We start from the raw sequence: 24361 nt of genomic DNA on the forward strand, positions 1-24361 counted from the left end.
GGCAATGACGGTGGCGGTTCAGAATTCCTTGGCAGGGTCAACGCGGCTCGATTGGCGTATCGTCGGGCTGGCGGCGGTGATTTCGGCGGCGGCGCATGGCGCGGTTCTGGCGGGGTTTGCCCCGTCGACGCCGCCGGTGCAGATGGCCGGTGGCGCGGGCGAAGGGCTGGCGGCTCTGGGCAATGATTTTCAGGATTTCACCCAAGGCGCGCTGCCCTCGTCGGCCAGTTCCGCCCAGCAAACCGAGACCGAGCCCGCCGAGCCGACACCGGTGGAGCGGGTGACACATGCGCCCGAAGTGACGCAAGCGCCCAGCACCACCGCCGAACAGGCGCCGCGTGTTCCTGCCGAGCAAGCGCCGGTCTCCCCGCGTGATGCCGCGCGCCCTAGTGACATACAGGAAGCTGCGCCACCTACCGCAGCGCCGGCATTGGTCAGCCCCTCATTGGCCGCGCTGACTCCGGATATCGCGACCGCGGCGCAGCCGAATGTGGAAACCGCACAAACCGCGCCGCCAGCGCAGGCGGCAGAGGCCACGATCGAGAGCGCGCCCCCGCCGCCGCCCGAGATCGTGCAGGCGCAGCCCGAGGTGCAGGTGCAACAGGCGCAGGCCGACACCCCGCGGCCACCACGCCGCCCGCAGCCGCCCGCTGAACGCACTCAATCGGCCAGCGCGGCGCAGGCGGCAGGCGATTCCGAGCGCAATGCGCGGCGTGGCACATCCGATGGTGGTCAGGGTCAGGCGGCGCAGGCCTCGACCTCGGCCGCCGATACCGGAGCGGCGGGCAATGCGGCGGTGTCGAATTATCCCGGACAGGTCATGCGCCGCATCCAGCGGGTGCGGCAGCGGCGGGTGCGCGGCAGCGGCGTTGCGCTGGTCGGCTTTACCATTGCACGCAACGGCGGTCTGGCCTCGGCGCAGATCGCGCGCAGTTCCGGCACCCCCGCGCTGGACCGCGCCGCGCTCGAGCATATCCGGCGTGCGGCGCCATTCCCCGCGCCGCCAGCCGGTGCGCAAACGCGGTTTTCTTTTGAGTTCGCCTCTCGCTAGGCGCTGCCGGGCTCACTGCGCTACCATTGCGGCGCGCGGTCAAACGTTGGTTTGTCAATGGTGCGTTTGCGGAGACATGCCGCGGAACGGTCTGGTGACTAGAGCTTCGGCTGGTTTGCGCTCGCCGCGTAGTCTGGCCAAGCCCTGCGGGGTAACTGGTGCGACGCGAACCTGTCCTGAAACTTGGCGGCGGTTCGGCGTGGATTGATCTTTGGCGTCAGCCGATTGCCGGTTTGCCGGTGGGTGTTGCCATCGATGATCTTGGGTGAAATCAACCGGTTGGACGTAGTTAGAAGATTTGAAACGCAGATGCGGCGGGGGTGATATCCCCCGCCGCTGGCGCTTTCATCGGTGTCGCGGTCTATGCGAATGGCATCGTCACCTGTTGAGGCCGCCGTTGCAGGGCAGACGCGCTGGCCCCAACTGGTGCATTCCGCGCAACGCGAGTTGGCTTAGTCCTGACGGTCTCCACCGCGGTCGCCGCGGCGGGGGTGGTCGCCATCACGGTCGGGGCCGCCGCGGTCAGGTCCACCACGGTCGGGACCACCGCGATCCGGGCCACCACGCTCGCCGCCACGGTCTCCGCCACGCTCGCCACCGCGGCGCTCATGATCGGCGCGGTCCAGTTGCCCGTCGCCATTGCGGTCCATCTGCGCGACGATGGAGCCAAAGCGGCCGTCCATCTCGGCTTGGGTCACCACGCCGTCACCATCCGCGTCAAGCTCCTGGAACGTATCGACCATACGGTCGCGGGTCAGCTCCAGATAGATGGTCTCGAATTCACTCAGCGAGATATCGCCCTCGCCGGTGGTATCGGCGCCCGCAACCAACGCGCTGCGGAAACTGTCGATCTCGGCCTGGGTGACCGCGCCGTCGCCATCAGCGTCGATGCTGGTGATGATCTGGCCCATGAAGCCGCGCGGCCCACGCTCGCCATGACCATGGCGCATATCAGCGCGTTTGGCACCGCTATCCTGCATGGTCACCTCGCCTTGCGGCAGGCGCGTTTCAGCGGCGGTGAGCGAGGTGGCAGCAGTCGCACCCGACAAAAGCGTGGCGACAACAACAAAGCCGGCGGGGATCAGTTTCGAGGTTTTCATAGTCAGTCCTTTCGGGTTTTCAACGAAGGCGGTCTTGCCTTGTGAACCCAACCTAGGGGCTCTTGCGCGGCGATGTGTGTCAGTGCCCAGCGCCGTTTGTCGCCACCTGTCACAGGCGGCTCGGCTGATACATCTTGCGACAATTCAGCCCCGAAAAAACCCGCCACTCGGTTGATTTTCACGGCAAAACGGGCGCAACTGGCGTCAGGAAAGGCGCTCACTGCCTGTAAGGAGACCTTCGTGACCGATCCGATTGCGCCGCAGATCCTGATCGTCGATGACGCCCGCGACATTCGCGAGCCGCTGGGCCAGTATCTGCGCAAACAGGGGTTTCGCACCCGGCTGGCCGCGAATGCTGCCGAAGCACGCGAAATCCTTGCCGAGGCCGGTATCCATATGGTGGTGCTCGATATCATGATGCCGGGTGAGGACGGGTTGAGCCTGTGCCGCTGGCTGGTCGCCCATGACGGGCCGCCGGTGCTGTTGCTGACCGCGATGGCGGATGAGACCGACCGCATTGTCGGGCTGGAACTGGGCGCGGATGATTATCTGGTCAAACCCTTCAACCCGCGCGAGTTGCTGGCACGGGTGCGGGCGATCCTGCGCCGCGCGCCGCCGGAGGTCGCGGCACCGCCCAGCGGGCGACGGGTCTTTGCCGGTTGGCTGCATGATCCCGATGCGCTGAGCCTTGCCCATGAAGATGGCCGCAGGGTCGATCTGACCAGTGCCGAAAACCGCCTGCTGGGGATATTTCTGGACCAGCCGCGCCATGTGATGAGCCGGGCGACACTGCTGGATCTGACCGCCGGACGCGAGGCCAAAGCCTATGACCGCGCGATTGACAACCAGATCAGCCGGTTGCGCCGGAAAATCGAGGATGATCCGAAAAAGCCGCAAATTCTGGTGACCGAATGGGGCGGCGGCTATCGGCTGGTGGCGGAGGTCGCGCCCGAAGGGCCGGAGCACGGCGCATGATCCGGCTCAGGGATCTGGCCCCGGATACGCTGGCGCGGCAATTTACCCTGCTGTTGGCGGCGGCAATACTGGGGGCCAATCTGCTTGGCCTGCTGGTCTTGAGCCTGCAGCAACAACAGCTTGACCGGCAGACCGTCGATGATCAATGGATCGAGCGGATCGCCTCGCTGGTGCCCGCGCTGGACAGTGTCGATAGCGAAATCCGCGGTTTGATCGCCCGAGAGGCATCGACGCCTTTCACCTATATGCGTGTGGAACCCGCGCCATTGCTGACTGCATCCGATGATGACCGCCGCTCGCTCTATATCGCGCGCGGGCTGGTTGAAGCCTTGGGCGGGCATCAGGTGTTTGTTTCCCATGCCTCGGCGATACCGCGACAGAACCGCACCGAGGCCCCACCAAATGAGGCCCCGCCGAATGAGCCACCGGCACCGGCGGGGCTGGCGGTGACCGTGGCGCTTGATGGTGGGGCTTCTGGTGCGGAATGGCTCAATCTGCTGGCCGCGCCCGGCCCCGAGCGTCCGGGCCTGATCAGCGTCAAAAGCCGTCCGTTCCTGACCTTTCTCGGGCTGTCGCTGCTTTGCGTGCTTGGCGTTGGTGCGCTGTTTGCCAGCCGGTTGACGAAGCCGCTGCGACAACTCTCCGAGGCCGCACAGGCCGCCGGTCGTGGTGATCGCAGCGCAAGGGTGCCTGAGGGTGGCGCGCGCGAGATGCGCGAGGCGGCGCGCGCGTTCAACGCCATGCAGGCCGAGATTTCCCGGTTTGACGCCGAACGCATGCGGTTGCTGGCAGCGGTGGGCCATGATCTGCGCACGCCGATGACCAGCCTGCGGATCCGCGCCGAGATGGTCGAGGATGACGAACAACGCGCGGCAATGGTGCGTTCGCTCGATGAAATGACGGTGATGGCGGATGGGCTGATTACCTATGCCAAAGACGGGCGCGACTCGGAGCCTATGGCGGCGCTCGATCTTGATCCGCTGCTGGCAGAGCTGTGTCGGGATCGCGGCGCCTCCTATACTGGCGGCGAGGATCTGCAGGTGAGCGGTCGCCGCGTCGGTCTGGGGCGCGCGATTGGCAATCTGATCGACAATGCGCTGCGCTATGGTGGCGGCGCCGCGGTGAGCCTGAGCCGCAGCAAGGATTGCGCGGTGATAAGCATCGACGACAACGGCCCCGGGATTCCGGCGGAACGGCTGGAGGATATGTTCCTGCCCTTCACCCGTGGCGAGGACAGCCGCAGTAACGAGACCGGCGGCGCGGGGCTCGGGTTGTCGATTGCGCGGGCGATCATCATTGCCCATGGTGGCAGGCTCACGCTCGAGAACCGGGCCGAGGGCGGGCTGAGGGCACGGATTTCGCTGCAATTGGCGCGGTAGAGGGGTTCAGCGACGGCTGAGCTATCGCGAGATAGTCGGGTGCGTGGTTTTCGCGATCCGCTCCCTATTGGCTGAGCCAAGTCTTTGATGCTTAGAGAAAAATGCGATCCGGCCCTTTGGGGTTAACTGCGGCAGCCCCCCTGCCCCATCAACCCTGCGCTGGCATCCTATCTAGGCTTGCCCTGCGACCGCTTTCTCCAAGAACCGCACGACGACCTCGATCTGCTCGGCGCGTGCTTTCAGTTCGCTGATTTTCTGGCGCATGATGTCGCGGGCGAGGTCGCGGTCACAACTGCCCGCCACCGCCTCGACGATGCTGCGCAGGTCGGCCACCGACATGCCCGCCTCACGGGCGCCGGTAAAGAACTCCAACCAGATCAGATTATCCTCGGCATAGTCGCGGTAGTTGTTGGTCGCGTTCTGGCCGGCCACCGATGTGATCAGCCCGTTGCGCTCATAAAAGCGGATGGTGTCGCGGCTGACGCCGGATTTTTCAGAAAGTTCGCCGATACGCATAATCTGCCCTCAAACCATGGACCGAGGTCTATTGTTTTTTGTTCATTCACAGATTAGATGAGGCTTGAAGCAGGAAAAAGCAACCGGCGTCTCGCCAAAAGGAAGAACTCAATGTCCAAACGTATCGCAATTGTGGGTGGCGGCTATGTTGGCGCCGAGCTGGCTAAGTCCTTAGAGGGCAAGGCCGATGTGACGCTGATCGAACCGCACAGCCATTTCGTACACGCGCCCGCGATGATCCGCGCGGTGGTCGATCCGCTGATTCTTGACCGCGCCTTGATCCCCTATGACAGCCTGCTCAAACAGGGCAAAATCCTGCAGGCGCGCGCCGAAAGCATCGACGCCACGGGTGTAACGCTGGAAAACGGCGAGCGAGTTGATGCGGATTACATCGTCATCGCGACCGGCTCGAACAACGCGGTGCCGTTCAAGCCCAACACTGGCGGCATCGACGCCCTGCGCGCCGACAATGCGCGTATTCACGGCATGCTAAGCAGCGCCAAAAGCGTCGCCATCGTCGGAGCGGGCGCCGTTGGCACCGAATTGGCCGGCGAGATTGCGCATTACATGCCCGAGACCAAAGTCACCCTGATTTCCAGCGAACCCTCGCTGTTTCCCGACCAGCCCAAGGCGCTTGCGCGGGGGCTTCTGCGCAAACTGCAGGCGGCAGGTGTGAACCTGGTCTTTGGTGCGAGGGCGGAAAATCTGGAGAGCCTGACAGAACCTTATGCAGGGACGCTCAGGCTATCAAATGGCGACAGTATCACCGCGGATCTGATCTTTCCCGCCGTCGGATCCCGCGCCGTGTCGGGCATTCTCGAGACCCTTCCCGGTGCGATCAAAAGCAGCGCCAACCGGATCAAAACCGACGCTTGGCTGCGCCCCTCTGATCTGCCGAATGTCTTTGCGGCAGGGGATGTTGCCGACGCGGGCGACGCGATGACCATCGTCGCCACCAGCCGGCAGTTGCCATGGCTGAGCAAACTGCTGCAGGCGCTGGTCGGCGGGGCGAAACTTGAAGACCAAAAGCCCTATAAGCCTTGGAAAAAGGCCCCGCTTCTGGTGCCGCTCGGCCCCAAGAAAGGAAACTCCTTTTTCGTGTTGTTTACCGCGGGCGATTTCTTGACCCGTTTGGTGAAGGGCAAGGATCTGTTCCTGACCCAGCGCAACAAATTCTTCGACCGCGCCTCTTGAGCGGCCCGCATTCACTGCGATCTTCGGCACCGCCCGAAGGCGTGAATGCGCCCAGACTATCCGCCTCGAAACAAAGCCTGTGTTTCGAGGCGGGCAACACGTCGAGCATATAGCGCCGGTCACTCGATGGCGCGGCGGCTTTTGTCCGCAAAGGCAAAATAGATCTTCAGCAGAGCTAGCCCCAAGATCCCCACCGCGAGAGCCGGGCGCACGATGCCGGGCATTTGTGCCAGCGCCGCGCAGATCACCAAGAGGATCGGCAGTTGCACCAGTGTCAGCGCGCGCGCCGATATCCGGTGCCGTGCGACAATCGCCAAGAGCACCGACATCAGCGTCAGGCCGATGAACAACAATGACCACGGGCGGGTCAGGAACTGCATATAATCCGAGGAGATCGACAGCGCGCGAATCAGATTGACCTCGGCAATCCCGCCCAGCACGACGCCCAGCACAAAGGGCGCGATCGGATAGCCAAAGCGGGTCATCAAGAAGCCGACGCCGCCAAAGGCGATCATCACCCAGACGTCATACATGCTGTTGTTAACCGTATAGGCGCCCAGCGCGCAGTAAAACAGCACCGAGGCAGCCATGATATAGATCGGCAGGCGCACGACGCGCAAAAACAGCTTCAGCGACAGCATCTGGAACACGACCATCAGCAGATGCGCCAGAATGAAGGCGACAAAGATGCCATAGGCCAGAGACGGCTCATCGGTGATAAAGCTCGGCCCCGGGATCACATTGTGGATCACCAAAGCGGCCAGCAGCACCGCCGCCACCGCATCGCCGGGAATCCCCAGCGCCATCAGCATCAAGAGTGCCCCGCCCTGCGTCGCGTTATTGGCCGCCTCGGGCGCGATGATCCCGTCATAGGCGCCTTTGCCAAACTGGTCGGCCTCTTTCGAGTTCCGCTTGGCTTGATCATAGGCGACGATATTGCTGATCGAGGCACCAGTCGCGGGGATCACACCGACGATCAAGCCGATGGCGGTCGAGCGCACCACCGTCACCCAACGCACGATCAACTCACGGATCGCCCAGAGATGCTGAATGCGCTGCGTGGCCTTGGGCAAATCCCCTGCCAGCGTATGCCGCGCGGTGGCGGTATCGGGCATATCGCTGAGCAATTGGCTAAAGGCGAACACCCCGATCATGATCGGCAGGAAATCAAACCCTGCGTCAATCGCGCTATTGCCAAAGGTCAGGCGGGTGACGCCGTTCATCTGCTCTTCGCCGACGCTGGCCGCCAAAAGCCCGGCGGCGGCGGCGATCAGACCCTTGAGCAACATCCCCTCGGACAGGCTGGCGGTGATCGTCAGCGCAAAGACCACCATGGCGAAATAGCCCCATGGCCCGATCTCGAGCCCGATCCGGCCCAGATACGGTGCCAGCACAATCAGCGCCAAACCGCTGAGCACGCCGCCGATACAGGACGACCAGATCCCCAGACCCAGCGCCTTGCCCTGCTCGCCCTTGCGCGCCAGTGGCAGCCCGTCAAAGGTGGTCGCCACTGAGCCGGGTGTGCCGGGAATGCCGATCAGCATTGCCGAGACCAAGCCGCCGGACATACCACCGATGGCCACGCCGATCATCACCGCCAGCCCCTGCATCGCGCTGAGGGTGAAGGTCAACGGCAGGATGATCACAATCGCCATCGTGGCGGAAAATCCGGGGATCGCCCCGACCACCAAACCGCCAAACACGCCCAAAGCCATCAGCGCGAAGGTCGCGGGCTGCATGATCTCTAGAAAAGCGGTGAACAACACGTCCATCTAGCGCATCCTCATTCGTTTTGGTGTCGCGGCACGTGGCCGGTCACGTGGCCGGTCACAAGGCCCAGCCGGGCAGCAAAACGCCCATGACATAGGAAAAGAAGAACGCGACCGACAGCACCGAGACCGCCGCAATCGCGGCATGCGCGGCGATGGCGCGCGGGGTTTTCGGCCCGATCACAGTGAGCAGCACGAAGACCATCAGCAGCCCCGAGACGGTGAAACCGGCAAAGGGCACCAGCAGGGCAAAACCGATGATCGCGCCAAAGACCGTAAACGGCACCAGCGCCGAACCACGCCAATCCGGTCGCGCACCGGCAGGAGAGACCTCCGAACCGACGCGCGACCGAGGGCGATATAGTCCCAACGCCATCTGCAATAGGGCCAGAGCGGCGATGGCTCCCAAGATCATCTTGGGCCATACATCCGCTCCGACCTGAGCGAAGCCGTAATCGGCGATAAGGGTCGTTTGATAGTATAGAACCGCACACAGAAGAACTGTTGCCGCCCCCAAGAACGCCTCTCGCTTCAAATCGGCCTCCCTCGTTAATGATCTATGCCAAGATCAGCCGCGCGGCTGGAAAATGCCAAGTTTGATGGCCAGCTCTTCCCAGGCTGCGGCGGTCTCTTGCCACCATGCGGTATACTCGGCGGGGGCGCGGTAGTCGACAATGGTGCCGGTGCGCTCGAAGGCGGCCTGCACCTCTTCGCTTTGCATCGCCTGTTCGATCAGCTGCGCATAATGGTCAACGATCTCGGCAGGCGTGTCTTTCGGCATCAACAGCCCACGGGTGGTGCCGACCACAAAGTCATACCCTGCTTCGCGCGCGGTGGGCACATCCGGCAGACTGTCCGAACGCTCGGTATAGGCGTAGGTCAGCGGCACCAGCTCGTTGCCCAGATATTGCGAGGCGGTCTGTTCAGTGACCTGCGCGAACTGGATCACATTCGACAGCATCGCGGTGACGCGCTCGGCCTCGCCGTTATAGCCGACGAGGTTCAGCTCAACGTCCAGCAGGTCCTGCAATTGCAGCGCAAAGAAGTGCGAATCCGAGCCGACGCTGACCGCTGCGGTGATCTCGCCGGGGTGGGCCGAGGCATAATCGACAAGCTCGGAAAGCGAGTTGAAATTGTCGTTGCGGCTGGCGGCATAGATCGCCGGTTCAAAGCTGACCATCGCCACCGGCGCAAAGGCATCCCATGAGGTTTCGGTGCGGCCGGTCAGATAGCTGCTCAGCAGCGCGGCGTGGTGGAAGAACAGGGTGCAGCCATCGGGGGCGGCGTCGATCACCTCGCGGGCGGCGCGGTTGCCGCTCTGGCCGCTCAGGTTCACCACCTGCAGATGGACACCGTCCGAGACCTCGTTGATCGCATCGACAACCACGCGGGCCTGAAAATCGGTACCACCACCGGGCGGAAAGCCGACCAAGACGCGCGCGGTCGAACATTCCAGATCCACCGCCGCAAAGCCCGCGACAGGTAGTGTGCAACAGGCCAAGGCCAGCGCCGAAGATTTGAACAGATGCATATTGAACTCCCTAGTTTTCGTTGTCGTTGTCGAATTCCGGATAGTTACGTGTCGTCCGGCCTATGTTCCCACCTGCAGCGGGCTGTGCAGCTTGCGCAGCAATGCAAGCACAGATTGCGCAGTGATCCGGCCCGTTTTCGGGTTCTCGGATGGGATATTCTCGATTTCCATGCTGAAATGGGCGCTGTCGGACACCACTTTGATCTGATGCGTATTGCGCTCGAGCGCGGGATCAGCCCAGATTTCCAGATGGGTGCGGTCCGGTCCGATACCGGCCAGCGACAGGGCCACGGCGACATTCAGATTGGCGGGAAACCCGACCGCGGCCTCGCGGGCCGAGCCGTCAAAGATTTTCATCGGCGCGGTGATGCCGTTGATCTCGATCCCGTGGGTTTCGAGATGCGGCGCCCCCAAGAGGCCGCGCACCGGTTTGCGGGTGATCATCCGCACCGAGTCGATCTTGCCCTGAGCCGCTGCGGCGACCGCATCGAGCCCCAAGAGCGCGCCCGAGGGCACCATAATCCGGCCAGCGTGATCGGCAGCGATTTGCAGCAGATGTTCGTTGCGGATCACCGCACCCGCCGAAAGCGCGACCACGGTTTTGCCCGCCCGCAGGAACGGCTCGGCGATATCCGCAAAATATTCTGCCGGCGCGCATTCGATCACCAGATCGGCGCGGGATTCCAGCTCTTCGATCGGCAGCACTTCGGGCGGGGTTTTGAAACCAGCGACCCGCGCGGCGGCCGCGTCGCGATCGCGCGCGGAGACGGCGGTCAATTGGTAGCCATCGAATCCATCATCGAAAACCTGTGCCAGCTTCAGCCCGACAGCCCCAAGACTGGCAATCGCCACCCGCGTCACCGCTGGTTTTGACCCTGCCATGCGTTTATGTCCCAGCATGCCCACTCCTCATAGAATACGCCCCGTTATCTGCGGGGCTGAATTGGATCAACGTCACTTCGCTTCCATGCTGTGTGTCAGGTCTCCAACTGCAGCCAACTGGATCGAAAAGAGCCAAACCGGCTGTTTCAACGTGGTCAAAAGGTAGGGTGAAAGCTGTGGCGATCACAAACGACATTAACGCAGTGATGGATAATATTTTGTAATACATATGTAGCCCAGTTTGCGAGACAAAGGCCAGCCATGCGGCACCCGCGAGCAGGCCGGGCGGCGTCGCAGAGGTGGCGCGCAACCTCAACGGGATCGTTGCTAAAAAGATAAGCTGTTGGCGAAGGATGGTGGCTGCTTGCAGCTCAAAAATCGCGCAATGCAAGAGAGCCGCCCCAGGGCCGAAGACAGCGTGAGGGCGCCGGTCAGTCGCGCTGCGCGTTGCCGAGAATCCACTCGCGGAAAATCTTGGTTTTCTTTTGTTTCCAACCGCTTTTGCGCCCGATCAGGTAATAGGCACCGGCACTCTGGATTTTATCCGGTAGCGCCCTCAGCAAGAGGCCCGAGCGCAGATCCGCCTCGGCCAGAATCTCGGGCACTAGGGCAATACCGCGCCCCTCGATGGCGGCCTGCAGCGACAGAAAGAAATGCCCGTATGACGGCCCGTCCTGCGGTGGCGGCGCCTGCCAGCCGAGTGCGGCAAGATAGTCCGCCCATGCATTCTGCCGCGTCGCCATATGGATCAAATCGGCACCCTGCAGGTCATATACATTGGTGATCGGCCCGCGCCGTTCCAGATATGCGGGGGCGGCAACGGCGATCATCTCGTCGGGAAAAAGCTCTTGATAGACCAAGGGTTCGCCGCCGCGCACCATCAATAGATCAATGCCGACTTGCGACAGATTGCTGTCCTGCGGCACCGTGGTGCCGACGCGGATTGCCAGATCCACCTCCGCCCGCTCGAAATCCACCGGCGCAATTGTATTGACCAGATGCACCTCGATTTCAGGATAAAGCTCGGAGAAATCCAGCAGCCGCGGCATCAGCCATTTCACCGAAAACGTCGGCAGAACCGAGACTGTGAGCACACCGCTGCCCTTGTTGCCCCAGACCTGATTCGAGGCCACTTCGAGCTGATGAAACGCTTCGCGCACCTGCGGAAACAGCCGCGCACCGGCATCGGTAAGCTCTACCGCGCGGGTCAGCCGGTTGAACAGCGCGGTGCCATAGTCATCCTCGAGAATCTTGATCTGCCGCGAAACCGCCGCCTGTGTGACGTGCAATTCCTCGGCCGCCAGTGAGAAACTCAGGTGCCGCGCCGCCGCCTCGAAAGTGCGTAGGGCGTTGAGTGAAGGGAACCGCCGTTTCATCGCCCCGCCCCGTGATGAATAACTTTTGCTGGGTCAGTCTAGCGGGTTCACAGGTGTTTTCAAGGCGTCGTTAACGCTGTATCTCGCCCGCCGCAACTGCAGCGACGAGGTTGATCTCGATCGGTGCATTCGAGGGCAAGGTCGCGACGCCAAGCGCCGTGCGGCTGCCGATACCGGCCTCGCCAAACGCCGCGCGCAGGGCCTCTGACGCGAAATCGGCAAGGCGGCTATGGGCGCTGAAACCGGCGTCAGCATTCACAAAGACATTGAGTTGCAACACCAGTGCGACACGCTCCCCTTCGCGCAGCTGGGCCTGCACGGCCCAGATCGCGTTTTGCACCGAGATTTCAACCGGTTCGCGGTAGCTTTCAACCGGCTGGTCAGCGCGCACCCTGCCCTCATGCAGCAAGACCCCGTCACGGCGCGGGGTGAACCCCGAGGTATAGATCGTGTCGCCGTGGCGGATGGCTGGCAGGTAAAGCCCCTGCGGCACCGGACGGGGCAGGCTTTGGCTCATGCTTTATATCTTTCGATCATCTCGATGATGCGTTTGACCGCGGCGACGGCGGCCTCGTGATCCTGCGAGAAATTCAACCGGATGCTGTCGCGGGTGCCCGGGGCGAATTCCGAACCCGGCGTGACGGTGACCGCAGCCTGACGGCGCAGCAGCTGCACGAAGACTTCGGGCGAGACGCTGAGGTCGGGCAATTTGGGGAAGACATAGCTGCCCGCCTGCGGCACCGCGACCTCGATCCCCGCCGCGCGGAACAGCGAGACCAGTTCATCGCGGATCGCCTGATGTGCGGCGATACGGGCGTCCATCCAGCCCTCGGGCTCGTTGAGCCAAGTCTCCAAAGCGGCCTGATTGTAGCCTGCTGCGCGCAAGGACACGATGGCTTGCAGACGCTCCATCCGCTCGATCAACGCGGCGGTGCCAAAGGCGACACCGAGGCGGAAACCACTCAGGGATTCGGTTTTTGACGGCCCCATGATGGTGATCAGATTGCCCGGCGCCTGCGGATCGGCGCGCAGATGGGTATAGGATTCGCCGGTATAGAGCAGCCGCGAATACAGCTGATCGACAATCACCGTGACCCCGTAGCTCGAGGCCAGACGCGCGATCGCGGCGATATCTTGGGCGGAATAGACCACGCCGGTGGGGTTGTTCGGGGTCGAGAAGACCAGCACTTCGGTGCCGGATTTGAACGCGGCTTCGAGTTGCGCCAGATCAGGGCCGTTATCGCTCCCCTGCCCGCCGTAGGTCAACGCCACCGGCACCACTTCGCCACCAAAGAACACCACCAGTTTGCGGTTGGCGAAATAATCGGGCTCGACAACAGCCACTTTGGTGCCATTGGTGACGGTGGCGCCGAGGGCCAGAAACAGCGCGCCCTGCGTGCCCGGCGTGATGATCAATTCGCTGTCAGCACTCAGCGGATGACCGGTGAACTCCGCCAGCCGCGCAGCCACTTTCTCGCGGATCGCCGCTGCGCCGCGGTATTCGGTATAGGCCTGCTGGCCGCCGACCTCGAAACCCGCCTGCCACGCCTCGGCAGAACCCGGCGTGGGCGGATGCGCGTCGACATCGCCATGCGAAAAATCGACCGGCGTGCCGTTAAACAAGCCGCCTTTCATCACGGCATCGAGGCCGGACATATCCTGCCTGACCTCCTGCCCCGGGGCGTTATCGGCGGCGAGAGCGGCAAATTTCTGATCGAGTGCGGTCATGGGAAACTCCGTTAACTGGGGCGCGCGGCGGATCAATATCCGGCCTTGCGCGAAACCGTGTCCGGCATCTGGCCGGTGGCAAAATAGGTGTTCAAATTCTGGGCAACGATTGCGGAGGCCGTGGTTTTATTGGTCGGCGCCGAGATATGCGGCAGGACGGTGACATCGGGGTGGGTCCAGAACGGGTCGGCGTCGGGCAAGGGCTCTACGGGGAAGACGTCGAGAACAGCATGATCCATCTGACCGCTATCAAGCGCCTGCAACAGCGCGGGATTGTCGATGATATCGCCGCGGGCGAAATTGATCAGCGCCCCGCCGCGTTTCATCCCGTCGAAAAACCGCTGACCCAAAAGACCACGGGTTTGCGGTGTCGATGGCAAGAGCACCACAACGATATCCGCCAGCGCCGCCAGTTGCGCCAGCCCGTCGGCGCCGTCATAGGTGGTGACACCGGGCAAATCCTTGGCAGAGCGGCTCCAGCCGACAACATTGAACCCGTTGCCTTGCAGGCGCTGCACGGATTTTTGCCCCAGATGCCCCAGGCCGAGAACGCCCACGGTGCGCTCGGCGGCGGTGGGTAGATCATGCTGAACCCATGCCCGCTGCGCCTGTTGTTTGGCATATCTGGGCATGTCACGGTGCAGATAGAGGGTCCAGGAGAGCACCGCTTCACCCATGGTTTCGGCCAGTTGCGGATCGACCAGACGGGCAATTTGAATGTCGTCGCCCGGCATCTCTTTGAGGATGCGTTCAACACCGGCCCAGAGGCTTTGCACCCATTTCAAATTCGGAAAATCCGCCAGCGCCGCCGGATCAGGATTGGCGACAATCGCGACCTCAACCGCATCACGCTCGGCCTCGGTCATATCGGCAGCGGCGCGGATATCCAGTGCCGGCGCGGCGTTCGCCAAGGCCTCTGCCCAGGCTTGAGCGAGGGAGTCGGTGAGACTGTGAACGAAGGGAACGATCGGTTTCATTATTAAGCTGTCCTCATCCGGTTCAGACCCCGGCGGCCTGCAAGTGCCACAAGTCGGGCGCCGCGCCACCGGGCAGGGTTTGGAAGCAAACTAGCAAGTTCGGTTGCAAACATATAATATGTTTTAATTGATTTAGAAGATAGGATTTCTATGGACACCCGCTTCATCCTTACGCTGCTGGCCGTCGTTGATGCGGGCTCTTTTGCCAGTGCCGCGCGGCGTGAAAACCTGACCCCCGCCGCCGTGGCGCAACGCATCCGCAGCCTGGAAAGCGCATTGGGAAAGCAATTGGTGGTGCGCTCGGGCCAGCAGGTCGCGCCGACGCAAGACTGCCTGTCGATCCTGCCGAGACTGAAGAAGATCGCAATCAATGTCGCGCAGATCGCCAGTGACTTCGATGATACCGGGTTGGCCGGTCCGATCCGCCTGGGGGCCATCTCGACCGCGCTCAGCGACCGCGTGCCCAGCGTGTTGTCGCGCTTCGCCGCGCAGGCCCCGGCTGCCACGCTCAGCGTCACGCCAGGAACCTCGAAAGACCTTTACGCGCGGCTTTTGGACGAGGAATTGGACGCCGCTTTCCTGGTGCGCCCGCCGTTCAAAACCCCGAAATCGATCACCTGCATCCACATCGAATCGCAGCCCATGGTGATGGTCACTCAGGCCGGAGACAGCCGCTCACCCGAAGCCATCATCCGCCAAGAAAAAGCGCTGGTCTACGACCCGACCAGCTGGGGCGGGCAGTTGGTGACGGACTGGATCAAAGCGCATATCCCGCACAGCAAGATCCTGTGCGAGTTGGACGCCGTCGAGGCCATCGCCATCGCGGTCGGACACGGCATCGGCTATAGCATCATTCCGGCCTGGGCCGGGCTCGACGATCTCGTCTCGGTCAAACGCGTCGCCCTGCCGCAGATCGCCCAAAGCCGAGAGCTTGTTCTGGCGCATCGAAGATTGACCACCGAGAGCATAAGGTTGCTGCGGAGCTAGGGTGCCTAGCCCGCTCGATCAGAGGCCCAATCGACGTGTGATACACGCGCCCCCCTTCAGCCACCCTAGCAAATCCAGACCAAGTCGCAGTGGCCCAGACTTCGGCCCCGCCCGCTTGTGGTCCAGACAACAGGAGCCGCGCGGCATATGGTCGAGGGCGTGTCGCCCGCGGCAATGTTGGTTCAAGAGGTGTTCAGGCGGCTGCACCTGTCATGTCACTGGGGCGAGATGCGTCGCCGAGACAGCTATTCAGCAGGTCGCCAAACTGCGGCTTATGCTCGTCTTCAAGACCTCATCTGGATCGCGTTTCCACCAGTCATTTGACGAGAATATCTCCACATCGACCAGCCCCGCAAAGCCCTCCGCCTCTACTGCGGCGCGTAGATCTGGAATGTTGATGATCCCGTCGCCCATCATGCCGCGATCGTTCAGCATATCGCGGGTTTCTAGCAGCCAATCGCAGACCTGAAAGCCCATCAGCCTCTCTTTACCGGCGCGACGTATCTGCGCGTGAACCTCAGGATCCCACCACACATGGTAGACGTCCACCACCACACCAATACCTGACCCAAGCCGATCACAAATATCCAGCGCCTGACCCATGGTATTTATGCAGGCCCGATCTGCAGCATACATCGGGTGCAGGGGCTCGATAGCGATGGGCACGCCTACGTCCCTTGCATAGTCGAGCGTATGGGCCAGACCCTCTTCGACAATGCTGCGTGCGGCAATCAGGTCACGTGACCCGTCTGCTAAGCCGCCGACCACCATCACCAGACACTCGGCGCCAATAGCGGCGGCCTCATCTACTGCGCGCTTATTGTCGTCAAGCACTTGCGGCGTTAGCGCGCCCTCGGCCGTATACCAACCGCCGCGGCAAAGCCCGGAAACCGTGAGGCCGGCATCCCTGATTGCGCGTGCCGCCTGTTTTACGCCCATATCTTGCAGCACATCGCGCCAAGGCGTAATCCCCGCAATTCCGTGGCGTGCGCATCCATCTATTGATTGCGCAAGCGTCCACGCCGTTTTCACCGTCGCGGTGTTTAGTGACAGTCGGTCTGCAGTGACAGGTTTCATAGTTTCATTCCATTGAGTCCGGTCTCTCATTGAACGGAATCAGTTTCAATTGTGTGTGCTGCTGGCGGGTTCAACGGTGCGATCCCGCAATTGGTTGATTCATCTGGATCATCGAACGGGCAAGCCAATGTGCAGGCCCGCGTGTGTGATTTATTGTTTGACGATAGATGAGCGCTAAAACACGAACGCTACATTTATCATATTAGAACCACACACGCGTTTAAGCCTTCACCATCCCAACCCGATACCTTTACCATTCTTGGATCCACGCAACATGATAAGCGCTAATGGGAACATGAAGTCATCTCATCGCCTCTACGGCCCAAAGGGAGAATCCCGGAAATGCGATGACCAGACCTAATACTACCAACATTGCGACAACGAACGGGAGAACACCCAAAAAGATATCTGTCATGGTCCCGCAATTGTCCTCGCCATACAATCTTCGCCGAACGCCTTGCAATACGAAAATATTCATTCCGATGGGCGGGGTGATCAAACCGAGCTCGATAAGGATTACCAGAAGAACACCGAACCAAATCAGGTCAATGCCTTGCGCTTCCAGCAACGGCAGAAATATTGGCACCACGGCGACAACAATCGGCAGGCTGTCCAAAACCATACCCAGCAGGATGAAAACAAGGCACATCATCAGGATCAGCTGCAATTGCGTCAGGCCGAAACTCAGCACCCATTGAGAAAGTGCGCGCGGCAGACCGACAAATCCCAGAATGAACTGCAATAGGAACGCCGCAGCGAGAACGAACATCAGCATTGCTGTTGTTGTCGAAGTTGCCAGGAATGTCTCTTGCAACATCGCCATTGACACCCGCCCCTTAAACAGCGCGATTAAAAAGGCACCGGTGGCGCCAAAAGCGGCTGCTTCGGTCGGTGTGGCAACGCCGCCGTAAATCACCCCGATGATCAAGGTCAGAAGTGCGGCGACGGGAATGATGTCAACCAGTCCGGACAGCTTCTCGCGCAAGGTGTAAGTCTCTGCCGGCGCGTCAGAATCTGTCTTTGAGTATTTGCTAATGACGGCGATCGCCAGCATGAAAAAGATCACCATCAGCAAGCCGGGCAAGAGCGTTGCGACATAGAGTTTGGCGATGGAAACCTCGGCGACCAATCCATAAACGATCAAGATGAGGGATGGCGGAATAAGAATACCGAGGGTGCCGCCGGCAGCAATAGACCCGAGCGCCAGTCTCTCATTATAACCACGCTCTTTCATGACCGGCAGGGCCACAGATCCGATGGTTGTCGCGGTGGCAAGAGATGACCCTGAAATCGCCGAGAACATCGTGCACGATAGAATATTGGTGTGCAAAAGCCCGCCGGGAACTTTGTTCATAAACCGTGACAGCGTCGCATAAAGATCATCGGTCAATCCGGCGCGTAACATCAATTCACCCATCAGGACGAATAATGGCACCACGGCTATGGTAACAGATGATGTGGTCGCCCAGGGAATTGCGCCAAAGAAATCCCATACCGGCCCAACAAGTGTCAACCCGACGACGAGCGCGGTTAATCCTAGTGTCGTTGCAACATGCAGACCAAGCGAAAAGCCGATGGTGAGCATGATGCATATAACTATGACTGCGGTCCAAATCATGCCCGTTGTTCCTTAAATTTGACGAATTCGGCAGCAATTATCACCGCACCTTGCAACACCATTATTGAATATCCCAGAGCGCCGACCGCTTGCGGCCAGACAAGCTGTATTTCCAGCAATGATCCGGGCAGATACGCCCCCCGTGCATGCGAGGCGAAGGCCAAATTCCACGCCTGCCATGCCAGAACTGCTGCATAAATTGATGTTGTGAGCAGAGCCAGAATTAACGTCAGTCGCTTCATTCCATCCGAATAGACGCCGGTAAGGACGTCGATCCTTACGTGATTATCCGCGGCCAATGCATAAGACAAAGACCAGGTTGCCCCAAAAACCATGACCAATGACGCGAAAGAGTCAGATACGCCGGTGATCGGACCGCCCAGTTTTCGGCTGACGGCTTCGAAAGTCATGAATATTGCTAGCAAGAGAAAGGCCCATCCGGTAAGGATCGCCATCGTCTTGCTGATACCATGAATAGTTGCGTTTAATTTGTTGAACATATTTCTGTTCCGCCTGGCGCAAGCCCCCCAGAAATGAGGGGGGCCGCGCTTTATAAATTCAATTACAGAGGCATTTTACTGAATCTCGAACCCAGTAATTGGAGCCAGTGTTTCATTGAACTTTGCCACTGCGTCCGGGCCGACACGATCCGACCACCACGGAATCACTTGCTCGCGCGATGCTCGCGTGAACTCAGCCGCCCAACTCTCGGGCGCGGGCCATTGAATTGAGATCCCGTTCTCGCGTGCGGCATTGAAGCCCACTTCGTTGTTGTCCAAGCCGAGCTGCCAGCCGACATCGGACATATCCACGCCGATCTGCTCGATCACCGGGACCAGATCTTCGGGCAATCTCTGCCAAGCGCGATCACTCACCACAAGGTAAGCGCCGAATGGGGCAAGATTGACGTCATAGAGATAGGGCGTGACCTCCCACAGGCTCATCGCGGTGATTTGGTCCGATCCGGTCAGCAAGCCGTCAATAACGCCCCGCTGAAGGGCAGAATACACCTCGGGCAGCGACATTGAGATCGGCTCGGCGCCGAAACTCTCGATATATTTGGCCAGACCAGGCGAGTAGACGCGAATCTTCTTGCCTCTGAGATCCTCAAGAGAGTTCATCTCAAAGCTGGTGAGCATCAAGGCGGAATTCCAAGAGAAATTCCCGATAACTTCGCCGCTCATCTCGTCGCGCGCGGGCTTGATGACGTCGCGCATCCAGGCGTCCATCAGCTCTCGGCCATTCTCGTAGCTCGTGGCGATGCCCGGCAGTTCGGTCGCCTCAATTAGCGGAAAATCTGCCGAAACAAAGCCGATATTGACCTCTGCCATATCGACAAGCCCGGACTTCAGCGTGCGCAGCATCTCGAAGCCGGTCAGGCCCAGCTCGGCGGCGGTGGTGATCTCGAGATTGATCCGTCCATTGGTGCGTGCGGGCAACTCTTCCTGAAGCCAGAGCCACTTTCTATAGCCCTCGCCATTCGCGTGTTGCGCCATGGCTCGCCATGTAATGGTTTCCTGAGCAAAAACCCGCGACGAAAGCGGTAGGCTATAGGCTGCAAGTGCACCCGCTAATAGGCTGCGTCTCTTCATGGTCAAACTCTCCCAGTCGATTGGTGAACACCGGCATCCGGCGCTTTGATTGGTTCTGCAAGACGTCCTCAGGCGCTTCTTGCCGACTGTTCTCCACTCTCACTTGGTGAGTGCGCTCAAAATCCGAGCGCCCTGACAAGCGCTGCACCATATAAAACGGTTTTCCTGTCACCCAAGTTTACACGGGCAATACGGAGCGTAAACAGACGTTAAACATTCAGCACAATCTGCAGGGTATAAAGTATCCCCCCTTACCGCACAGATGAGGTAGCATCTCACAGCGCGACTTAGTGCAAGCCGCGGAATCACACTAGCATGTGATACGATCTCGAATCAACAGTTAACGCGAGATACGATCACACAAAATCACTGCCGGTTTGCTGGGGCCTTTTGCTGTTTCCGCGCGGCGATACTTCGCATGTCGCGCGCCCCGAGGAAACCGCCAGCGCGAAGACCGCTGACGGCATTGAAGAGACACGGAAAATGAGAGGTGGTCCCGCCTATCCCGGCAGACGGGGGTAGGCGTGGCGTTGTTAGTCGATGGCGCTCAAGCCGCCAGAATGCAGCCGGTTAAGCACTTCTACCTCATCAGCGCTGAGCGTAATGCCATTTGTCACCGCATTGGCGCGCGCAGTGAAACGGCGCTGCGAGGGCAATCGCGCGCCCTGTCCGAGAATCGCTTCGAACAGCTTTTCTGCACGCTGCAGCGGATCGCCACCGTGGCCAGCGGCGAATCGCGCCGGGTCAAACGCCAAGATCAACTCACCATGTGTCGGCGCAAGCGTCATTGAGCCCAGCGCGGCAAGTGATTCAACACTGGTCGCATCTCCGATCATAATTCCGGCGATCAATTCGATCATCGTCGAAATTGCCGACCCTTTGTGCGCGCCGAATGGCAGCATCGCGCCGGCGAGCGCGGCACTTGGGTCGGTTGTGGGATTACCTGTGGCGTCGATTGCCCAGCCTTCGGGGAGAGGTTTGCCCGCCTGACGGTATAATTCGATCTCGCCACGGGCAGCGACGCTGGTGGCAAAGTCAAAGATGTAAGGATCGCCGCCCGCACGCGGCCAGCCAAAGGCAAAAGGATTGGTGCCCAAGAGCGCCTCGGACCCGCCTGTCGGGGCAACGCAGGCATAGCTCGGGCACATCGCCATCCCCACCAACCCGCGATCAGTCAGCAGTTCAATCTCGTGCCAGAGCGCCGAGAAATGCGTGCAGTTGTTGAGGACAAGCGCGGCAATCCCGAGATCACTTACCCGCGACGCGAGGGCAGAAACCCCCATTTCGAAAGCCGCACTCGAGAACCCGCCGAGGGCATCGACGCGCACAATCGCGCTGTTATCCACGGTCATCACTGGCTCGGCATCGGCTACGACTTTGCCGGCCTTGATGGTGCGCAGGCAGCCCTCGATCCGGTAGATACCGTGAGATTTGCAGGCATCGCGTTCGGCCGAGGTTATCACCTGCGCAAGCGCCTCTGCATGCAGGGTGGAGAGCCCGGCTCCGGCAAATATTTCGGTTACCAGTGCAGTCAGTTCCTGGATGGTAAATGTGGTTTTCGTCACGAGGTTAGCCCTCTCTCATTGTCGGGAATGGTGCCGCAGATTGTGCCCATCTGCGGGATATTTGCATGGCGACCCGCATGGGGGCCTTCGCTGCGGCCTCTGTATCAAGTCTGGGTGCAGAAACCACGCGATGAGGGTTTGGCGCGGCCTCGTTTCACCGCCCCAAGTTGAATGGGGTGCAACCGCTTCAGCATCGTCGCCTCTGGCGCATCATCGAACTGGCCGAATCGGTTTCACCACTATGTTCAACCCGACCCCATGAACTGCGCCCGCCAGTCACCGGAGAATTGCTGCGACACCCATAAGGCATCTGTGCATCTCGTTGCATGGCGGGCGCTCTAGCGTGTGTTGAGCCTCACACTTTGGAAAAGCCATGGCTCAATTTTGTCGAAGTCACTCGCGAGATACGCGGCAGTCACCTCGCGAATGCCATCTTATTTGTGGTCTTTGATCAGCTGCTGCAGCATTTCGATCTCTTCGCCGGTAAGACCGGTAAGCGGCGAACGAACCGGACCGGTTTCAAAGCCGCGCAAGGCCACCCCAGCCTTGACCGCCGCGATTGCATAGCCGGGCTTGCGGTCGCGGATCTTGGCAAAGGGATAGTAGAAATCACGCAGCAGCGCCTCACAGGTTGCATCATCGCCAGCCAAAAATGCCTTGTGAAACTTGAGCGCTGTTTCCGGCACGAAGTTGAACGTGGCCGAAGAATAGGTCGGCATTCCGGCGCCCCGATAGGCCTGCGCATACAGCTCATGCGTCGGCATGCCACCCATATAGGAGAGACGATCACCCAGAGTGAGAGTGACGCGGCGCACCACGTCGATGTCACCGGCGCCATCTTTGAAGCCAATCAGGTTCGGGCATTCCGCAGCGAGTTGCTCGAGCGATTCAACCGAAACACAGGCCTCACCGCGATTGTATACGATCACCGCCATATTGGTCGAGTTGCACACGGCGCGAATGCGATCCGCGATGCCCTGTTGCGGTGCGCCGATCAGATAATGCGGGAGCAGCAGAATACCGTCACCGCCAGCGGCTTCGATCTCGCGCGCGAGCTCGCAGGCCATGCGCGTGCCATATCCGCAGCCCGCAATCACCGGAGCATCCCCCGCCACTTCTTTGGTTGCGCGCACGACCTCGACGATTTCCTGAGGGGTGAGAGAGAACATCTCCCCCATGGCGCCGGCAACGATCAGACCGGCGATGGGGTATTGCGACAGCCAGTCGAGATGAGACTGGAATGCGCTCTTGGAAAATTCATCCTGCGCGTCAAACGGGGTGACCGGAAAGGACAGCAGGCCGGTTCGAATGATTTCGCGTAGTTCCAAAGGATTGATCATGGTTTTGCTCCTGGCGCTTGGCCGTAGTGATGGTGGTGTTTGCTGGGGTTAGACGAGGTCATCCGGCAGAATGCCCAACGGCGTGTTCTGGTAGCAGACGGGCCGCAAAAACCGCCGGATCGACAGGGTGCCGACACTTGTTGCGCCGAAATTGGTCGACGCGGGATAGGGTCCTCCGTGGACCATTGCATCCACGACTTCGACGCCTGTGGGGAAGCCATTCACCAGAATTCGCCCGCATTTGCGCTCTAGGATAGGCATAAGGCTGCGGGCCAGATCGGTGTCGGCCTCGTCCATGTGAACTGTTGTGGTCAGTTGGCCCTTCAGGCTTTTTGCCAGCTTTTGCATATCGCTTGCGGCATCGAAGCGGACGATAAGCCCGAGCGGCCCGAACACCTCTTCGCCCAACTCTTGATCCTGCAGATAGGTGCCGGCTTTTGTCTCGAAAAGACTGGGACCAACCAAACGCCCCTCGGTTTGCGCGGTTAGCAGATCGCCCACTTCACTATGCGCCGCAAAACGGTCACAGCCCCGCCGGTAGGCGTCGGCAATACCGTCGGTTAGCATGGTCTGGCGGTCGATCTTGGCAAGCGCACTCTTTGCTGCGGCGACGAAGGCATCGCCCTCGGTTCCCTCGGCGACAAACACCGTGCCGGGATTGGTGCAGAACTGCCCCGCGCCCATGGTCAGGGAGTCCGCCCAAGCGGCACCGATTTCACTCCCCCGAGCGGCGACGGCTGCGGGTAGCAAGAACACCGGATTAACCGAGCCGAGCTCACCGAAAAACGGGATCGGTTCAGGCCGTGCGGCGCAGAGATCGAACAAGGCGCGACCACCGCCAAGCGAACCGGTAAAGCCAACCGCTTTGATCAGCGGATGCTGCACCAGCGCGGCGCCGACATCGTGATCACCGCCCTGAATCAGACTGAATACGCCCTTGGGCATGCCGCAGGCCTCGATTGCGGCAGCAATAGCCTCGGCGACGATCTCGCTGGTCCCGGGGTGTGCGAAATGCCCCCTGACGACCACCGGGCAACCGGCGGCGAGCGCAGCGGCAGTGTCGCCACCCGCCGTTGAAAAGGCCAAGGGGAAGTTCGAAGCACCAAAGACCGCGATAGGGCCCACCGGCCGCTGAATCATGCGCAAATCATGCCGCGCGGCAGGCTTGCGATCCGGCAAAGCAGCATCATAGCGCCGATCCAGATAGTCGCCGTCGCGGATATGCGTGGCAAACAAACGCAATTGCCCCGTGGTCCGCCCACGCTCACCCTGAAGCCGCGCGACAGGGAGGCCGGTTTCGGCGGCGCCAATCCAGTTGATGTGATCTGCGCGCGCGTCAATCTCATCTGCGATTGCATCGAGAAACGCGACGCGGTCCTCACGGCTGGCATAGCCATACGTCCAGAACGCATCCTCTGCCGCCAAAGCCGCGCGATCCACCAGATCCGGGGTTGCGGCATAATATTCCAGTGCCTCGCCATCCGCGTGGCTGGACATGAACGTCCTGTCCGAGGCCACCCACTGACCCGCGATCAGATGCTTCCCATGCGGCACAAATTTACCACTGCCTTCTACCATGACGCCTACCTTCTGTTCCCAAGCACTGCGATTGACACCTGCCCTAGCCTTCCAGCCCCTCATCTCCCCGCCCCTCGCGAGGGCGTCCGAAATGATGCTTTCCAGCAACGCCAAGCACTTGGTATA

The 24361-nt window shown here is 60.8% G+C and carries 22 protein-coding genes; 5 read left to right on the forward strand and 17 right to left on the reverse strand.

Features of this window, described 5'->3' with window-relative positions:
* The first annotated feature begins 4 nt into the window (after positions 1 to 4).
* Positions 5 to 1051 carry an energy transducer TonB family protein gene (locus tag DDE20_RS04245; protein ID WP_116557154.1) on the forward strand — a complete coding sequence of 349 codons (1047 nt, stop codon included), beginning with the start codon at positions 5 to 7 and terminating at the stop codon, positions 1049 to 1051.
* Between the two features lie 452 nt (positions 1052 to 1503).
* Here the strand turns inward: DDE20_RS04245 and DDE20_RS04250 are convergent, their stop codons facing one another.
* The gene (locus DDE20_RS04250; protein ID WP_116557155.1) at positions 1504 to 2151 is read right to left on the reverse strand and encodes an EF-hand domain-containing protein; all 648 of its coding nucleotides are present in this window, start codon (positions 2149 to 2151) and stop codon (positions 1504 to 1506) included.
* Positions 2152 to 2391: 240 nt separating this feature from the next.
* On the opposite strand from DDE20_RS04250, the gene DDE20_RS04255 reads away from it, so the two are divergent.
* Together DDE20_RS04255 and DDE20_RS04260 are read left to right on the forward strand one after the other, a co-directional pair.
* Positions 2392 to 3126 (forward strand): response regulator, encoded by a 735-nt coding sequence (locus DDE20_RS04255; protein WP_116557156.1) that lies wholly within the window; start codon positions 2392 to 2394, stop codon positions 3124 to 3126.
* On the forward strand, positions 3123 to 4505 hold the full coding sequence (locus tag DDE20_RS04260; RefSeq protein ID WP_165814418.1) for an ATP-binding protein: 1383 nt from the start codon (positions 3123 to 3125) through the stop codon (positions 4503 to 4505). Before DDE20_RS04255 ends, DDE20_RS04260 begins: the two co-directional genes overlap by 4 nt.
* A gap of 171 nt (positions 4506 to 4676) precedes the next feature.
* On the opposite strand, the gene DDE20_RS04265 is transcribed toward DDE20_RS04260, so the two are convergent.
* Complete coding sequence (locus DDE20_RS04265) at positions 4677 to 5021, reverse strand: MerR family transcriptional regulator (RefSeq protein ID WP_116557158.1); 345 nt, start codon at positions 5019 to 5021, stop codon at positions 4677 to 4679.
* Between the two features lie 111 nt (positions 5022 to 5132).
* Between DDE20_RS04265 and DDE20_RS04270 the strand changes: the two genes are divergently transcribed.
* Positions 5133 to 6215, forward strand: a complete 1083-nt coding sequence (locus DDE20_RS04270; RefSeq protein WP_116557159.1) for an NAD(P)/FAD-dependent oxidoreductase — start codon at positions 5133 to 5135, stop codon at positions 6213 to 6215.
* 119 nt (positions 6216 to 6334) lie between these two features.
* Here the strand turns inward: DDE20_RS04270 and DDE20_RS04275 are convergent, their stop codons facing one another.
* The 8 genes from DDE20_RS04275 to DDE20_RS04310 form a co-directional block, all read right to left on the reverse strand.
* Positions 6335 to 7987 (reverse strand): tripartite tricarboxylate transporter permease, encoded by a 1653-nt coding sequence (locus DDE20_RS04275; RefSeq protein ID WP_116557160.1) that lies wholly within the window; start codon positions 7985 to 7987, stop codon positions 6335 to 6337.
* 55 nt (positions 7988 to 8042) lie between these two features.
* Complete coding sequence (locus DDE20_RS04280; RefSeq protein WP_116557161.1) at positions 8043 to 8519, reverse strand: tripartite tricarboxylate transporter TctB family protein; 477 nt, start codon at positions 8517 to 8519, stop codon at positions 8043 to 8045.
* A gap of 33 nt (positions 8520 to 8552) precedes the next feature.
* The gene (locus DDE20_RS04285; protein ID WP_116557162.1) at positions 8553 to 9515 is read right to left on the reverse strand and encodes a Bug family tripartite tricarboxylate transporter substrate binding protein; all 963 of its coding nucleotides are present in this window, start codon (positions 9513 to 9515) and stop codon (positions 8553 to 8555) included.
* A gap of 60 nt (positions 9516 to 9575) precedes the next feature.
* Positions 9576 to 10415, reverse strand: coding sequence for an aspartate dehydrogenase (locus DDE20_RS04290; RefSeq protein WP_240607831.1), 840 nt, complete (start codon positions 10413 to 10415; stop codon positions 9576 to 9578).
* A 413-nt stretch (positions 10416 to 10828) separates the two neighbouring features.
* The gene (gene gcvA / locus DDE20_RS04295; RefSeq protein ID WP_116557163.1) at positions 10829 to 11773 is read right to left on the reverse strand and encodes a transcriptional regulator GcvA; all 945 of its coding nucleotides are present in this window, start codon (positions 11771 to 11773) and stop codon (positions 10829 to 10831) included.
* Positions 11774 to 11843: 70 nt separating this feature from the next.
* Complete coding sequence (locus DDE20_RS04300) at positions 11844 to 12290, reverse strand: RidA family protein (RefSeq protein WP_116557164.1); 447 nt, start codon at positions 12288 to 12290, stop codon at positions 11844 to 11846.
* Positions 12287 to 13501 (reverse strand): pyridoxal phosphate-dependent aminotransferase, encoded by a 1215-nt coding sequence (locus DDE20_RS04305; protein ID WP_116557165.1) that lies wholly within the window; start codon positions 13499 to 13501, stop codon positions 12287 to 12289. Before DDE20_RS04305 ends, DDE20_RS04300 begins: the two co-directional genes overlap by 4 nt.
* Positions 13502 to 13533: 32 nt before the next feature.
* Entirely contained in the window at positions 13534 to 14478 is a 945-nt protein-coding gene (locus DDE20_RS04310; RefSeq protein ID WP_116557166.1) for a 2-hydroxyacid dehydrogenase, read from the reverse strand.
* A 150-nt stretch (positions 14479 to 14628) separates the two neighbouring features.
* Here DDE20_RS04310 and DDE20_RS04315 point away from each other — a divergent pair, with 150 nt between their 5' ends.
* Positions 14629 to 15465, forward strand: coding sequence for a LysR substrate-binding domain-containing protein (locus tag DDE20_RS04315; protein ID WP_116557167.1), 837 nt, complete (start codon positions 14629 to 14631; stop codon positions 15463 to 15465).
* A gap of 249 nt (positions 15466 to 15714) precedes the next feature.
* Here the strand turns inward: DDE20_RS04315 and DDE20_RS04320 are convergent, their stop codons facing one another.
* The 7 genes from DDE20_RS04320 to DDE20_RS04350 all read right to left on the reverse strand — a co-directional run bounded on the left by DDE20_RS04320 (position 15715) and on the right by DDE20_RS04350 (position 24235).
* Positions 15715 to 16542 (reverse strand): sugar phosphate isomerase/epimerase family protein, encoded by an 828-nt coding sequence (locus tag DDE20_RS04320; RefSeq protein ID WP_116557168.1) that lies wholly within the window; start codon positions 16540 to 16542, stop codon positions 15715 to 15717.
* A 301-nt stretch (positions 16543 to 16843) separates the two neighbouring features.
* Positions 16844 to 18160 (reverse strand): TRAP transporter large permease, encoded by a 1317-nt coding sequence (locus DDE20_RS04325; RefSeq protein ID WP_116557169.1) that lies wholly within the window; start codon positions 18158 to 18160, stop codon positions 16844 to 16846.
* On the reverse strand, positions 18157 to 18660 hold the full coding sequence (locus DDE20_RS04330) for a TRAP transporter small permease (RefSeq protein WP_116557170.1): 504 nt from the start codon (positions 18658 to 18660) through the stop codon (positions 18157 to 18159). Before DDE20_RS04330 ends, DDE20_RS04325 begins: the two co-directional genes overlap by 4 nt.
* A gap of 75 nt (positions 18661 to 18735) precedes the next feature.
* Complete coding sequence (locus DDE20_RS04335; protein WP_116557171.1) at positions 18736 to 19752, reverse strand: TRAP transporter substrate-binding protein; 1017 nt, start codon at positions 19750 to 19752, stop codon at positions 18736 to 18738.
* A gap of 533 nt (positions 19753 to 20285) precedes the next feature.
* Complete coding sequence (locus DDE20_RS04340) at positions 20286 to 21317, reverse strand: Ldh family oxidoreductase (RefSeq protein WP_116557172.1); 1032 nt, start codon at positions 21315 to 21317, stop codon at positions 20286 to 20288.
* A gap of 434 nt (positions 21318 to 21751) precedes the next feature.
* On the reverse strand, positions 21752 to 22654 hold the full coding sequence (locus tag DDE20_RS04345) for a 5-dehydro-4-deoxyglucarate dehydratase (RefSeq protein ID WP_205961619.1): 903 nt from the start codon (positions 22652 to 22654) through the stop codon (positions 21752 to 21754).
* Between the two features lie 51 nt (positions 22655 to 22705).
* Positions 22706 to 24235: an aldehyde dehydrogenase (NADP(+)) gene (locus tag DDE20_RS04350; protein WP_116557174.1), complete on the reverse strand. Its 1530-nt coding sequence runs from the start codon at positions 24233 to 24235 to the stop codon at positions 22706 to 22708.
* Positions 24236 to 24361 lie beyond the last annotated feature (126 nt).

The sequence above is a fragment of the Pararhodobacter oceanensis genome (assembly GCF_003076755.1).
In the GTDB taxonomy this organism is placed as follows: domain Bacteria; phylum Pseudomonadota; class Alphaproteobacteria; order Rhodobacterales; family Rhodobacteraceae; genus Pararhodobacter; species Pararhodobacter oceanensis.